Source organism: Streptococcus sp. HMSC062H02 (assembly GCF_001813005.1).
GTDB classification, from domain to species: Bacteria; Bacillota; Bacilli; order Lactobacillales; family Streptococcaceae; genus Streptococcus; species Streptococcus oralis_S.
Genome location: NZ_KV811134.1, coordinates 49,497 through 62,275, shown reverse-complemented (window position 1 = coordinate 62,275; position 12,779 = coordinate 49,497). Strand labels below are relative to the sequence as shown.

Annotated in this window: 15 protein-coding genes, 1 tRNA gene and 1 riboswitch; of the genes, 12 read left to right on the top strand and 4 right to left on the bottom strand. The window is 40.9% G+C overall.

Annotated features, from left to right (window positions below; genetic code table 11):
- Nucleotides 1-7 precede the first annotated feature (7 nt).
- From srtB (HMPREF2885_RS08735) to hemH, 3 genes are all read left to right on the top strand, one after another.
- Nucleotides 8-1,009: a PI-2 pilus system class B sortase SrtG1 gene (gene srtB / locus HMPREF2885_RS08735; RefSeq protein WP_070657840.1), complete on the top strand. Its 1,002-nt coding sequence runs from the start codon at nucleotides 8-10 to the stop codon at nucleotides 1,007-1,009.
- A gap of 75 nt (nucleotides 1,010-1,084) precedes the next feature.
- The gene (srtB, locus tag HMPREF2885_RS08730; protein WP_070657838.1) at nucleotides 1,085-1,957 is read left to right on the top strand and encodes a PI-2 pilus system class B sortase SrtG2; all 873 of its coding nucleotides are present in this window, start codon (nucleotides 1,085-1,087) and stop codon (nucleotides 1,955-1,957) included.
- A 77-nt stretch (nucleotides 1,958-2,034) separates the two neighbouring features.
- Complete coding sequence (hemH, locus tag HMPREF2885_RS08725; RefSeq protein WP_070657836.1) at nucleotides 2,035-3,129, top strand: ferrochelatase; 1,095 nt, start codon at nucleotides 2,035-2,037, stop codon at nucleotides 3,127-3,129.
- A gap of 41 nt (nucleotides 3,130-3,170) precedes the next feature.
- Here hemH and mscL read toward each other — a convergent pair whose 3' ends face one another.
- Nucleotides 3,171-3,551, bottom strand: a complete 381-nt coding sequence (mscL, locus tag HMPREF2885_RS08720; RefSeq protein WP_070657835.1) for a large conductance mechanosensitive channel protein MscL — start codon at nucleotides 3,549-3,551, stop codon at nucleotides 3,171-3,173.
- Between the two features lie 79 nt (nucleotides 3,552-3,630).
- Entirely contained in the window at nucleotides 3,631-4,068 is a 438-nt protein-coding gene (locus tag HMPREF2885_RS08715; RefSeq protein ID WP_002874529.1) for a GtrA family protein, read from the bottom strand.
- A gap of 28 nt (nucleotides 4,069-4,096) precedes the next feature.
- Nucleotides 4,097-4,193: riboswitch (PreQ1 riboswitch) on the top strand.
- Between HMPREF2885_RS08715 and HMPREF2885_RS08710 the strand changes: the two genes are divergently transcribed.
- The 4 genes from HMPREF2885_RS08710 (at nucleotide 4,191) to dapA (ending at nucleotide 7,339) form a co-directional block, all read left to right on the top strand.
- Nucleotides 4,191-4,703, top strand: a complete 513-nt coding sequence (locus HMPREF2885_RS08710; RefSeq protein ID WP_000737304.1) for a QueT transporter family protein — start codon at nucleotides 4,191-4,193, stop codon at nucleotides 4,701-4,703. Its footprint overlaps the riboswitch before it by 3 nt.
- Nucleotides 4,704-4,808: 105 nt before the next feature.
- Nucleotides 4,809-4,881: transfer RNA gene (locus HMPREF2885_RS08705), tRNA-Thr, on the top strand.
- A 389-nt stretch (nucleotides 4,882-5,270) separates the two neighbouring features.
- A complete protein-coding gene (locus tag HMPREF2885_RS08700) occupies nucleotides 5,271-6,347 on the top strand; it encodes an aspartate-semialdehyde dehydrogenase (protein ID WP_070657833.1) in 1,077 nt (358 codons plus the stop codon).
- Between the two features lie 56 nt (nucleotides 6,348-6,403).
- A complete protein-coding gene (dapA, locus tag HMPREF2885_RS08695; RefSeq protein ID WP_070657831.1) occupies nucleotides 6,404-7,339 on the top strand; it encodes a 4-hydroxy-tetrahydrodipicolinate synthase in 936 nt (311 codons plus the stop codon).
- Nucleotides 7,340-7,385: 46 nt separating this feature from the next.
- On the opposite strand, the gene mnmE is transcribed toward dapA, so the two are convergent.
- Entirely contained in the window at nucleotides 7,386-8,759 is a 1,374-nt protein-coding gene (mnmE, locus tag HMPREF2885_RS08690; protein ID WP_000632734.1) for a tRNA uridine-5-carboxymethylaminomethyl(34) synthesis GTPase MnmE, read from the bottom strand.
- Nucleotides 8,760-8,893: 134 nt separating this feature from the next.
- Nucleotides 8,894-9,076, bottom strand: coding sequence for a 4-oxalocrotonate tautomerase (locus tag HMPREF2885_RS08685; RefSeq protein ID WP_001117401.1), 183 nt, complete (start codon nucleotides 9,074-9,076; stop codon nucleotides 8,894-8,896).
- Between the two features lie 122 nt (nucleotides 9,077-9,198).
- Between HMPREF2885_RS08685 and HMPREF2885_RS08680 the strand changes: the two genes are divergently transcribed.
- From HMPREF2885_RS08680 to HMPREF2885_RS08660, 5 genes are read left to right on the top strand one after another with little or no spacing between them, the layout of a single operon-like run.
- Nucleotides 9,199-9,798 carry a thymidine kinase gene (locus HMPREF2885_RS08680; protein ID WP_000068124.1) on the top strand — a complete coding sequence of 200 codons (600 nt, stop codon included), beginning with the start codon at nucleotides 9,199-9,201 and terminating at the stop codon, nucleotides 9,796-9,798.
- Nucleotides 9,788-10,267 (top strand): GNAT family N-acetyltransferase, encoded by a 480-nt coding sequence (locus tag HMPREF2885_RS08675; RefSeq protein WP_070657829.1) that lies wholly within the window; start codon nucleotides 9,788-9,790, stop codon nucleotides 10,265-10,267. The genes HMPREF2885_RS08680 and HMPREF2885_RS08675 overlap by 11 nt, the downstream gene beginning before the upstream one ends.
- A gap of 9 nt (nucleotides 10,268-10,276) precedes the next feature.
- Nucleotides 10,277-11,356 (top strand): peptide chain release factor 1, encoded by a 1,080-nt coding sequence (gene prfA, locus HMPREF2885_RS08670; protein WP_001028830.1) that lies wholly within the window; start codon nucleotides 10,277-10,279, stop codon nucleotides 11,354-11,356.
- Nucleotides 11,356-12,192, top strand: a complete 837-nt coding sequence (prmC, locus tag HMPREF2885_RS08665) for a peptide chain release factor N(5)-glutamine methyltransferase (protein WP_000761866.1) — start codon at nucleotides 11,356-11,358, stop codon at nucleotides 12,190-12,192. Before prfA ends, prmC begins: the two co-directional genes overlap by 1 nt.
- On the top strand, nucleotides 12,176-12,778 hold the full coding sequence (locus HMPREF2885_RS08660) for an L-threonylcarbamoyladenylate synthase (RefSeq protein WP_042899485.1): 603 nt from the start codon (nucleotides 12,176-12,178) through the stop codon (nucleotides 12,776-12,778). Before prmC ends, HMPREF2885_RS08660 begins: the two co-directional genes overlap by 17 nt.
- Nucleotide 12,779 lies beyond the last annotated feature (1 nt).

Sequence of the window (12,779 nt, the reverse complement as noted above, 5' to 3'; positions counted from 1 at the left end):
TTGACTTATGAAAATCAAGCGTGAGAAACCAAAAAGGAGTTTTTCTAGACGTCTGGTACTTGCTGTAGATGCATTGATGAATCATATCTTGCTCCTCTTGGCTGCCTTAGTCTTTCTCTTTGGTTTCTACGCCCTCTGGGATGCCAATCAGGTTTATTCACAAGCTTCATCAAGTGAGTATGAGGCCTATAGACCAGTGAGCACTATTGAGAAAGATGAGCTTGCTAGTTTTTCTGGCTTTCACAAGCTACAGCAAGTCAATCCAGAGGTTCTCGGCTGGATCAATGTCTATGGCACCAATATCGACTACCCCTTGGTCCAAGCCAAAGACAATGAAAAATACCTGAACAAAGATTCCAAGGGAGAATTTGCAGCTACGGGAGCTATTTTCCTTGAGGCTCGAAATGAATCCAAGTTCGAGGACTTTAATACCATCATCTACGGACACCATGTAGAAAATGGGGTTATGTTTGGAGATGTAGCAAAGTTTTCTGATAAGGAATTTTTTGACCAGCATCGTTACGGTAGTATTTACTATAATGGCGTTGAAAAAGGTCTTGAGATCTTTGAAATGCTCGAGGTAGACGCCTATGACTTTAACATCTATGATCCAGGTATTAATGGAGATGATCGGCGCCAAGAATATATCGATCACTTACTCTCGGTTGCCATCCACAAGCGAGATATCACACTGGGGCCAAATGACCATATCATCCTTCTCAGTACCTGTTTCCTAGACGTAACAAATGGAAGACATATCGTAGTTGCCAAGATTACGGATACAGTTCCAAAGAACACCTTCCATACGAAAAAATCAAAACCATTCCCTTACAGTGTCTTTGATGATTCGTCACTTGGACGATTTCTCTCATCGATTCCTTTGTGGATATGGTACATCATCTTATTTATCTTGCTCTTGCTATTAATATTCTTGCTCATCATCCTCTACTTGATCTTGCGTCGTAGAAGAGAAGCAAAGGAAGAAGGAGCAGATACCATTACTGACTAAACTACCAATAAAAGAGAAAGGGACAGCCTCTCTTGCTCTTTTATTTTCAAGGCTAGAAAGGAGAAAGAAGGAAATATGAAAACAAATACGAGTCGCAAAGTTATAAAGGTCATTCTATCCCTCTTTCTAGCTTTTTTCTGTCTTTTTACAGCTGATAGAGTCCTTGCAAGTGACTATGATCATTATAATCCCATTGAAAAGGATGCCAGCAGTACGGGCTTTGAAACCTTGCAGCATCTCAACAAGGATGTTTGTGGTTGGATTAGCCTTGATGGGACCAAGGTAGACTATCCCCTCTTGCAGAGTCAGGACAATGTCAAATACCTTGACCGCAATGCTTTTGGTGATTATACTGTGTCAGGTTCTATATTCCTAGACTATCGTTTTAACCCCAACTTTACCGACTTTAACACCATCATTTATGGTCACTCCATGGCTTCTGGTGCTATGTTTGGGGAGATTCAAAAATTTGCGGATCAAGATTTTTTTGAAAAGCATCGCTATGGTTCTATCTACTACAATGGTCGTGAACGTGGTCTGGAGATATTTGGGATTTTAGAAGTGGATGCCTATGACACGGAGATTTACCGGACTTTGAGTTCCAACGATGAGGAACACCAGGCTTACTATCAATATCTGCTAAGTAAATCCAAGTACAAGCGAGATGTTTCCTTGACCTCAACGGACAAGATTGTTTTATTAAGCACCTGTTTCCTTACTATTACCAACGGACGGCATATCCTCTTAGCTAAAATAACGGATGCACCAGTAAAAGCAGCCCAGGATAAAAGTGGAGAAGCAGTAGGGACGCGCTATTTTGACCAAGGGCTACCAACGCATTGGATTTATATCCTAGCCTTTCTACTCCTGCTTATCGTCCTCTTACTTCTTATCCTCATCATCCTAATCATGAGACGAGATAAAAAGACTAAAGACAAAAAGAAATAGTAGACGTCGGAAGCGTTTACTATTTTTTTATTTCATGATAGAATAGATAGTGAAAATAATAACATAAGGATGATAACATGAAAAAAGCCATATTAATGATGACCTTTGGATCTCCAGAGGAGATTAGTTTTGAAGGAGTAGCTGAATTTTTTACAAACATTCGTCGTGGAGTTAGACCCCAAGATCACGAGATTCAGACCCTCTATGACAACTACGTCCTTATCGGTGGGACGCCCTTGCAGAGGATTACACGTGAGGAGGTTGATTTAGTCAAGGAACGTTTAGGCGAGGAGTACGGTATCTACTTTGCCAATAAGTTTTCTCGGCCCTTTATCCCTGATGTGATCAAGCAGATGGAGTCTGATGGTATTGAAGAATGTATTTGTTTGATTTTGGAACCTCATTATTCTTTTTACTCAGTCATGGGGTATGAAAAGTTTCTGGAAAGCCAGCAGATCCGATTTTTAGTTATTAAGGACTGGTATCAACAACAGCCTTTGCTAGACTTCTGGACAGATGAGATTAACAAAATTTTACGAGACGATGTAAGAGAAGAATCTTTCAAGGTGATCTTTTCAGCCCATAGCGTCCCCATTTTTGCTTTGGATTATGGAGATCCTTATATCGATCAGATTTTCGATAATAGCAAGCTAATTGCTGAACAACTCGGCCTAACAGCCGACCAGTATACCAATACTTGGCAGAGCGAAAGCGATATTGGAATTCCTTGGATCAAGCCAGATGTCTTAGAATATTTACGAGAACAAAAGCAACATCCAGAGCATTATATTTTTGTCCCGATTAGCTTTATCAGTGAGCACATCGAAGTCTTGTTTGATAATGATGTGGAATGTTATGATTTGTGTCAAGAAATAGGTGTCACCTACCATCGTCCACCTATGCCCAATACGGATAGCCGTTTAATTGACGCTTTATTTGCTACTGTAAGAGCCAATGAAAACAAGGAATTTAAAGCTTTTCTCCCAGAAGAAGAAACCTTCGATGAGTTAGCGCCTTCAGCAACTACCAAGGACATTATGGAGGAGACAGACGACCTTCAGATGCCAGAATTTGTCAAAAAGCTCATTGAGAAAAAAGGCCGTGAAAATGTGAAGATGCCGTACTTAATTAAGAAAATGCTCGAAAAGGCTGGGAAGTTACCAAAAGAGTAAAGAAAAAAGGATTTAGCTTTAAGCTAGATCCTTTATCTGTTTTATTTTTTCTCAAGAAGAGCTTTGATTTCTTGAAGAACTTCAAGTTCAGTTGGAGCAGCAGGTGCTTCCTCAACCACTTCCTCTTTCTTACGAAGGTTTTGCGCTTTTTCCATAGCTTTAATAACGAAGAAAAGCACAGTACCTACAACGAGAAAGTTGATAATAGCACTCAAGAATTTACCATAAGTAACACCATTCCATGCAAGCTCAGCGATGTTTTGTACTTGCGCAGCTTCCAAAGCTGGGTTCAATAGAAGTGGAGTGATGATATCATTAACAAATGAAGTAACGATAGCACCAAAAGCAGAGGCAATGATCACACCGACAGCGAGGTCAACGACATTACCACGAAGCAAAAATTCTTTAAGATCCTTTAACATTTTCATAAATTCCTTTCCTAATTTTCTAATTTATTATATCCTAAATTGTGACAAAAAGCAACTTGAACTCTCAAAGTGGTCAGTTGTTCCCTTTAAAAATATAGATTTTGCTGAAAATATAGTTTAAAATGATGATCAAGATTTGTGCTAGAATAGTTTCAATGGTATTAACCCTATCTATATTAAATTCGACAAACTGGCCAATAATATCAGGGAAAGTTGTAACAAAGATATAAGTTAAAAGAACGTCAAGACCAAGAGTAGAAAGACGAGCTAAGAAAAACTTAGCCAGGCGGGTTGGCCAATTCCTTCTCTCTTGTTTAAAGACGATTGTATCATTTGTGAGAAAGGCAAAGAGAATCCCGATAATATTTGCGAGGGCAGTTGCGAGGATTTCCTGGTGGCTGATATGGTAAATAACCAAACGTGATACAATAGAAACCAGAGTAGTAGCGCCACCAAAAAAAAGATAGGCAAGGATTTCATTATCAAAGAAAGCTTTTATTTGATTTTTCATGATTTTAGTATAGCATAAAGTCATATATTGTGCTATACTGGTAAGGTTGATAACCTCAACCCTTGGTGCTTAGCTTCTTTCACCAAGCATATTTTACGCGGGAAACCGCTAAAGGAGAAAACATGAAAAAATTAACTGTTCGTGACATGGCAGACATCGCTATCGTTGCTGCGATCTATGTAGTTTTGACTATTACGCCACCAATCAATGTTCTTAGTTTTGGGGCGTATCAGTTCCGTATTTCAGAAATGTTGAATTTCTTGGCCTTTTACAACCCTAAATATATCATCGGTGTGACAATTGGATGTATGATTGCTAATTTATTTAGTAGTTTTGGCCTAATAGATGTCTTTGTCGGTGGAGGTTCTACCCTAGTTTTCCTTAGTCTAGGTGTATGGCTCTTTGCAAAATACAGCAAAGATTACCTCTTTAACGGATTGATTCGAAAAGATCATTTCTTCTTTTCAATCCTCTTCTCCATTTCAATGATTACCATTGCAGCTGAACTCCATATCTTGACAGAAGCTCCCTTCTTCTTCACATGGTTCTCTACTGGAATTGGTGAGTTTGCATCACTTATAGTGGGAGCGATTTTGATTGGTAAATTGGGACAGCGAATCGATCTAACAAAATAAGAAGTTTATAAGCTAGATTCTTGCTAAATCTAGCTTTTTTCATTCCATAAAATTAAAAGAGAGCGCTTGACAAGAACATAGAACTATAGTATACTTTTTAGGTAAGCTGATTTAGCTCAGTTGGCAGAGCGCATCCATGGTAAGGATGAGGTCGCCGGTTCAATCCCGGCAATTAGCATGAAATAGATACAAAAACCCTTATTTACAAGGGTTTTTGTTATGTCTGCCCCAAATTTTTCAAAGATATTTCTTATGCACCTGTATAAATGAAGCAAAGAGTTTTGGCTGTTGACAAAAGTGACTCTATCTAGTAGAATAGTAGATGCGATGAGTCGATAGGCAGTCTTCGGACTGCTATTGAGCATAAGGAGGTCATAACGCAGGAGCGGACCTTGATGAGTTGTGTGAACCTGCTCATCACATGAAGATGCCTCTTAGTCCCTGGTCAATGACTAGGGATTTTTAATTTTCAGAAAATATAACCCAAAAATGCTTTTCAATTTCTGGAAAAAGTAGTATAATACATCTATTATAGAAATTTTTAGAAAATTCCGAAAGAGGTTATTTATGGGATATACAGTTGCTGTAGTCGGCGCGACAGGTGCTGTCGGAGCTCAGATGATAAAAATGTTGGAAGAATCAACACTTCCAATCGATAAAATTCGTTACCTTGCTTCTGCACGTTCAGCAGGCAAGACTTTGAAATTTAAAGACCAAGATATTACGATTGAAGAAACAACTGAGACAGCCTTTGAGGGTGTTGATATTGCACTCTTCTCAGCAGGTGGTTCGACATCAGCTAAGTATGCACCATACGCAGTTCAAGCTGGGGCAGTAGTAGTAGATAACACATCTTATTTCCGTCAAAATCCAGATGTTCCTTTGGTTGTTCCAGAGGTCAATGCTCATGCACTTGATGCCCACAACGGAATCATTGCCTGCCCTAACTGTTCAACAATCCAAATGATGGTGGCTCTTGAGCCTGTTCGTCAAACATGGGGCTTGGATCGTATCATCGTTTCAACTTACCAAGCAGTCTCTGGTGCAGGTATGGGAGCTATTCTTGAAACACAACGTGAACTTCGTGAAGTCTTGAATGACGATGTGAATCCACGTGATTTGCATGCGGAAATCTTGCCTTCAGGCGGTGATAAGAAACACTATCCTATCGCCTTTAACGCTCTTCCACAAATCGATGTCTTCACTGACAATGATTACACTTACGAAGAGATGAAGATGACTAAGGAAACGAAGAAAATCATGGAAGATGATAGCATCGCAGTGTCTGCAACATGTGTGCGTATTCCAGTCTTGTCAGCTCACTCTGAGTCAGTTTATATCGAAACAAAAGAAGTGGCTCCAATCGAAGAAGTGAAAGCAGCTATCGCAGCCTTTCCAGGTGCAGTTCTTGAGGATGACGTAGCGCATCAAATCTATCCGCAAGCCATCAATGCAGTTGGTTCACGTGATACCTTTGTTGGTCGTATCCGTAAAGACTTAGATGCTGAAAAAGGAATCCATATGTGGGTTGTTTCAGATAACCTTCTCAAAGGTGCTGCCTGGAACTCAGTTCAGATTGCAGAAACGCTTCACGAACGTGGATTGGTTCGTCCAACAGCTGAGTTGAAATTTGAATTAAAATAGTCATATCGTTTAGGAGTTCAGATGAACTCCTTCTTTGAAATAGAGAGGTGTTTCTCATGTCTTATCAAGATTTAAAAGAGTGTAAAATCATCACGGCCTTTATTACCCCTTTCCATGAGGATGGTTCCATCAACTTTGATGCTATTCCAGCCTTGATTGAGCATTTATTGGCCCATCACACAGATGCAATTCTTCTAGCTGGAACGACTGCTGAGAGTCCAACTTTGACCCACGATGAGGAGTTGGAACTCTTTGCGGCTGTACAAAAGATTGTTAATGGACGTGTTCCTTTGATTGCGGGTGTAGGTACCAATGATACGCGTGACTCGATTGAGTTTGTCAAAGAAGTCGCAGAACTTGGCGGTTTCGCTGCTGGACTTGCAATCGTACCATACTACAACAAACCTTCACAAGAAGGCATGTATCAGCACTTTAAAGCTATTGCAGATGCTTCTGACTTGCCTATTATCATCTATAACATTCCAGGGCGTGTAGTAGTGGAATTAACTCCAGAAACCATGCTTCGTTTGGCTGACCATCCAAATATCATTGGTGTCAAAGAATGTACCAGCTTGGCAAATATGGCTTACTTGATTGAGCACAAGCCAGAAGAATTCTTGATTTATACAGGTGAAGATGGAGATGCCTTCCATGCCATGAACCTTGGTGCGGATGGGGTTATTTCTGTTGCCTCCCATACAAATGGAGATGAGATGCACGAGATGTTCACTGCCATTGCAGAAAGCGATATGAAGAAAGCTGCAGCTATTCAGCGTAAATTCATTCCTAAGGTCAATGCCCTCTTCTCTTATCCAAGTCCTGCTCCAGTTAAGGCAGTTTTGAACTACATGGGATTTGAAGCGGGGCCAACTCGTCTACCTCTTGTTCCAGCACCAGAAGAAGATGCCAAACGCATCATCAAAGTTGTCGTAGATGGTGACTACGAAGCAACTAAGGCAACTGTAACAGGTGTCTTAAGACCAGATTACTAATAAAGACAATAAAATCCATGACCGCAAGAACGATCATGGATTTTTCTTATTTTCCTAAACAGAATTGGCTAAAGAGTTGGGTAATGAGTTCATCAGGAGCTGCATCACCTGTGATTTCTCCAAGAATTTCCCAAGTACGAGTCAAGTCAACTTGAAGCAAATCAACTGGCATCCCCAGTTCCAGCCCTTCATTAACAGCTTGTAAGCTTTCAACGGCCTTTTCAATCAAGGAAATATGACGGGCATTTGACAAGTAAGTAGCATCTTGCTCAACCAAACCATCATTTTCAAAGAAGAGGTCGTTAATACGCTCTTCGATTTTATCAATGTTTTGATTTTTAAGAACTGAAATACGGATGAGGTCTTCAGGGAGTTCTGAAGTTTCAATCGCTTCAGGAAGATCCGTTTTATTAAGTAGAATAATGCGGTTGGTATCTTGACTGATGTCTAAAAGTTGTCTGTCTTGTGCTGTTAGTGGTTCGCTGGCATTTAGTACTAGTAGTACCAAGTCAGCTTCCTTGAGGGCTTTTCTAGAACGCTCGACACCGATTTGTTCCACGATGTCATCTGTTTCACGAATACCTGCAGTATCAATCAATTTGAGAGGAACCCCGTTAATGTTGACGTATTCTTCGATAACATCTCGTGTCGTACCAGCGATGTCTGTTACGATGGCCTTATCTTCACGCAGGAGATTGTTGAGAAGACTGGATTTCCCAACGTTGGGACGGCCGATAATGGCAGTTGAAATTCCCTCACGAAGGATTTTACCACGACGAGCTGTTCTAAGGAGATTGGTTAGCAATTGCTCAAACTCCATAGTCTTCTCGCGGACAACAGCAGTAGTAGCTTCCTCAACATCATCATACTCAGGATAGTCAATATTGACCTCAACTTGGGCAAGTGTATTGAGGATTTCTTGGCGAGTATTATTAATGAGGTCAGAAAGAGAACCGTCCAATTGTTTGACTGCAATATTCATGGCCTTGTCTGTCTTGGCACGGATGATGTCCATCACTGCCTCGGCCTGTGTCAAGTCCACACGACCGTTTAGAAAGGCGCGTTTGGTAAATTCACCAGGTTCTGCCAACCGAGCTCCTTCACGGATAGCTAGTTGGAGAATCTCATTGGTCACCGCAATCCCACCGTGAGTGTTAATCTCGATAATATCCTCACGAGTGAAGGTCTTTGGAGACTTCATAGCTCCAACCATAACTTCGTCCATGACCTTCCCTGTCTGCGGGTCAATAATGTGACCGTAGTTGAGGGTATGGCTTGCAACCTTGCTCAAGTCTTTTCCTTTAAAAATCTTTTGCGCAATGGCAAAGCTATCTGTTCCGCTCAGGCGGACAATACCAATGGCTCCTTCACCTAGTGGAGTAGAGATAGCAGCGATGGTATCAAATTCACGTGTAATCATACTAATTCCTTTTGTATTTCTTTTCTTAGGATAGGTATCCAAGCATCTCTTCAAATTGTAACAAAATTAGACTATTTCTTCAATGGATGCTACTTGGAGATTGAAAAAGCCTAAGCAATTCTGCTTAAGCTGGATTATTTGGTGCGCATTTCCCCTTGAGGGAAGTAGGTTCCTTCTGGCATGTCGTTGATGATGACATGAACGGCTGATTGAGGGGCTCCAGTGTTGCGGACAACAGCTTCCGTTACTTCCTTAGCAAGAGCTTTCTTTTGCTCGAGCGTTCGACCTTCAAATAAATCGATGCGTACAAATGGCATAGTAGCTTCCTCCACTAGTTTTTGATTTCTTCTATTTTACCACATTTTGCCGTTTAAAGCTTCAGAAAATTATGATATACTAGAATGTAGCAAAAATTTAGAAATGGACGTAAAATAGAAGCATGGCACAGTTGTATTATCGTTATGGGACCATGAACTCTGGTAAGACGATTGAGATTCTCAAGGTGGCCTATAACTACGAGGAGCAAGGAAAGGGAGTTGTGATTATGACTTCGGCTCTGGATACGCGTGACGGTGTTGGCTATGTGTCGAGCCGAATCGGCATGAAACGCCCAGCCATTGCGATTGAGGAAACGACGGATATCTTCGGCTATATCCGAGACTTACCTGAGAAACCATACTGTGTGCTAGTCGATGAGGCTCAATTTCTCAAGCGTCACCATGTTTACGACCTAGCTCGTGTTGTTGATGAGTTAGACATACCTGTCATGGCTTTTGGTTTGAAGAATGACTTTCGCAATGAATTGTTCGAAGGTTCAAAATACCTCTTGCTCTTAGCAGACAAGATTGACGAAATCAAGACCATCTGTCAGTATTGTAAGAAAAAGGCGACCATGGTGTTGCGCACGCACGATGGTGTACCAGTCTATGATGGCGAACAAATTCAGATCGGTGGAAATGAAACCTATATCTCAGTCTGCCGTAAACATTATTTTGCGCCAATGATAGTATCTAATAAGGAGCAAAACTATGACAATTGAACTAAGAGATTTTACAATGGGAAATTATTTTGATGTTTTGAATTTGGATGTCAAGGAATATCAAAAACAATTCATTGCAACCAACGCAATTAGTTTAGCTGAAGCATATGTCTATACTAAAAATGGAGATTTTGTAGCTCCATTGGCAGTTTATGATAATAATGCAATTATAGGTTTTGTGATGATAGCTTATGATAAAAAGATCGGAATTAGTAGTAAAAATTATTTACTATTTCGTTTTATGATTGATAAGAATTTTCAAAATCAAGGATATTTTAAACCAATTATGGATAAAGTGCTGGACTATGTTCGGACAGCGCCAGCAGGTTTAGGCAATAAACTTTGGTTGTCTTATGATCCAGAAAATGAACATGCAAGATCTTGTTACCTCAGTTATGGATTTAAAGAAACTGGGGAAATATTTGAGAACGAAGTAGTAGCAAACTATGATTTAACAATTGAGAAATAAGGAGAAAAAATGAACATCTATGATCAACTACAAACTGTAGAAGACCGTTATGAAGAATTAGGAGAATTGCTGAGTGACCCTGATGTCGTTTCAGACACCAAGCGTTTCATGGAGCTTTCAAAAGAAGAGGCTTCAACTCGTGATACGGTAACAGCATACCGTGAGTACAAACAAGTTCTTCAAAACATCGTTGATGCCGAAGAGATGATTAAAGAATCAGGCGGAGATGCGGACTTGGAAGAAATGGCCAAGCAAGAGCTCAAAGATGCCAAGGCTGAAAAAGAAGAATACGAAGAAAAATTGAAAATCTTGCTGCTTCCAAAGGATCCAAACGATGATAAGAACATCATCCTTGAAATCCGTGGAGCAGCTGGTGGAGATGAAGCAGCACTTTTCGCTGGAGACCTTCTAACCATGTACCAAAAGTATGCGGAAGCACAAGGCTGGCGCTTTGAAGTCATGGAAGCCTCTATGAACGGTGTCGGTGGTTTCAAGGAAGTGGTTGCTATGGTTTCTGGTCAGTCTGTATACTCTAAACTCAAGTATGAGTCTGGTGCCCACCGTGTGCAACGTGTCCCTGTGACAGAAAGCCAAGGTCGTGTACACACTTCAACTGCGACAGTTCTTGTTATGCCTGAAGTCGAAGAAGTAGAATACGATATTGATCCAAAAGACCTTCGTGTTGATATCTACCACGCATCTGGTGCTGGTGGACAGAACGTCAACAAGGTTGCGACTGCCGTGCGTATCGTTCACTTGCCAACCAATATCAAGGTTGAGATGCAGGAAGAACGTACCCAGCAGAAGAACCGTGAGAAGGCCATGAAAATCATTCGTGCGCGTGTTGCTGACCATTTTGCTCAGATTGCTCAAGATGAACAAGACGCTGAACGTAAGTCTACTATCGGTACTGGTGACCGTTCAGAACGTATCCGTACTTATAATTTCCCTCAAAACCGTGTCACAGACCACCGTATCGGCTTGACCCTCCAAAAACTAGATACGATTTTATCTGGTAAATTGGATGAAGTTGTGGATGCTTTGGTTCTTTATGACCAAACACAAAAATTAGAAGAATTAAACAAATAATGAAATTAGCTCAATTATTTTCAGATTTTGAAGAAGAGTTGATAAGACAAGGAGAGGAAGCAGAAAGCCTCTCTTTTGTCTATCGTAGCTTAAAAAATCTCTCTTTTACAGACTTTGTCTTTGCCCTCCAGCAAGAGGTAACAGAGGCCGAAAAACAATTTGTAGAAGAAATTTTCCAGCAGTTAGCGTCCCATAAACCAGCTCAGTATATCATCGGACAGGCAGATTTCTTTGGAATGCAGTTAAAAGTGGATGAGCGGGTTTTGATTCCTCGTCCAGAAACAGAAGAGTTGGTAGAACTTATCCTGGCCGAAAATCCTGAGGATAAGCTTAAGGTCCTAGATATCGGGACTGGAAGTGGCGCCATAGCTCTCGCATTAGCTAAAAACAGACCAGATTGGTCAGTGACAGCAGCAGATATCTCCCAAGACGCTTTGCAGCTTGCATCAGAGAATACTAGTAATCAAAATCTTAATATATTTTTTAAAAAATCTGATTGTTTTGCAGAAATTTCTGAAAAATATGATATAATTGTATCCAATCCACCCTATATCTCTCGCGAAGATGAGTCAGAGGTTGGTTTGAATGTTTTGCATTCGGAGCCTCATCTAGCTCTCTTTGCAGATGAGGATGGCCTAGCTATTTACCGCAGAATTGCGGAAGATGCAAAAGACTATCTCACATATGGTGGTAAGATTTACCTTGAAATTGGATACAATCAAGGTCAAAGTGTTCCTGCGCTTTTTAGGAAGCATCTTCCCGAAAAACGGGTACGAACACTCAAAGACCAATTTGGTCAAGATAGGATGGTTGTAGTTGATGATGGACAGGATTAGACAAGAGTTGGAAATGGGTGGGGCAGTCATTTTGCCTACAGAGACAGTTTACGGCCTCTTTGCTAAGGCCTTAGACGAAAAAGCTGTCGACCATGTTTACCAACTCAAACGTCGTCCTAGAGACAAGGCGCTCAATCTTAATGTCGCTTCTCTAGAGGACATCTTGCACTTTTCAAAGAATCAGCCAACTTATCTACAAAAGCTTGTAGAGGCCTTTTTACCGGGTCCCTTGACCATTATCCTCGAAGCCAATGACCGAGTTCCCTATTGGGTCAACTCTGGTCTTGCAACTGTCGGATTTCGGATGCCGAGTCACCCCATTACACTTGATTTAATTCGAGAGACAGGTCCTTTGATTGGGCCGTCTGCCAATATCTCGGGTCAGGCGAGTGGAGTGACCTTTGCTCAAATTCTAGAGGATTTTGACCAAGAGGTTCTGGGTCTGGAAGACGACGCTTTTCTAACTGGACAGGATTCGACTATTTTGGATTTTTCTGGAGACAAGGTGAAAATCTTGCGCCAAGGAGCGATTAAGCGAGAAGATATTCTTGCACAGTTGCCAGAGATTTCTTTTGAGGAGGAATGAG

Excerpts from the sequence above, each read along its gene's own strand:
- srtB (WP_070657840.1), top strand. The coding sequence starts at position 8 with ATGAAAATCAAGCGTGAGAAACCAAAAAGGAGTTTTTCTAGACGTCTG.
- srtB (WP_070657838.1), top strand. The coding sequence starts at position 1,085 with ATGAAAACAAATACGAGTCGCAAAGTTATAAAGGTCATTCTATCCCTC.
- hemH (WP_070657836.1), top strand. The coding sequence starts at position 2,035 with ATGAAAAAAGCCATATTAATGATGACCTTTGGATCTCCAGAGGAGATT.
- mscL (WP_070657835.1), bottom strand. The coding sequence starts at position 3,551 with ATGTTAAAGGATCTTAAAGAATTTTTGCTTCGTGGTAATGTCGTTGAC.
- HMPREF2885_RS08715 (WP_002874529.1), bottom strand. The coding sequence starts at position 4,068 with ATGAAAAATCAAATAAAAGCTTTCTTTGATAATGAAATCCTTGCCTAT.
- HMPREF2885_RS08710 (WP_000737304.1), top strand. The coding sequence starts at position 4,191 with ATGAAAAAATTAACTGTTCGTGACATGGCAGACATCGCTATCGTTGCT.
- HMPREF2885_RS08700 (WP_070657833.1), top strand. The coding sequence starts at position 5,271 with ATGGGATATACAGTTGCTGTAGTCGGCGCGACAGGTGCTGTCGGAGCT.
- dapA (WP_070657831.1), top strand. The coding sequence starts at position 6,404 with ATGTCTTATCAAGATTTAAAAGAGTGTAAAATCATCACGGCCTTTATT.
- mnmE (WP_000632734.1), bottom strand. The coding sequence starts at position 8,759 with ATGATTACACGTGAATTTGATACCATCGCTGCTATCTCTACTCCACTA.
- HMPREF2885_RS08685 (WP_001117401.1), bottom strand. The coding sequence starts at position 9,076 with ATGCCATTTGTACGCATCGATTTATTTGAAGGTCGAACGCTCGAGCAA.
- HMPREF2885_RS08680 (WP_000068124.1), top strand. The coding sequence starts at position 9,199 with ATGGCACAGTTGTATTATCGTTATGGGACCATGAACTCTGGTAAGACG.
- HMPREF2885_RS08675 (WP_070657829.1), top strand. The coding sequence starts at position 9,788 with ATGACAATTGAACTAAGAGATTTTACAATGGGAAATTATTTTGATGTT.
- prfA (WP_001028830.1), top strand. The coding sequence starts at position 10,277 with ATGAACATCTATGATCAACTACAAACTGTAGAAGACCGTTATGAAGAA.
- prmC (WP_000761866.1), top strand. The coding sequence starts at position 11,356 with ATGAAATTAGCTCAATTATTTTCAGATTTTGAAGAAGAGTTGATAAGA.
- HMPREF2885_RS08660 (WP_042899485.1), top strand. The coding sequence starts at position 12,176 with ATGATGGACAGGATTAGACAAGAGTTGGAAATGGGTGGGGCAGTCATT.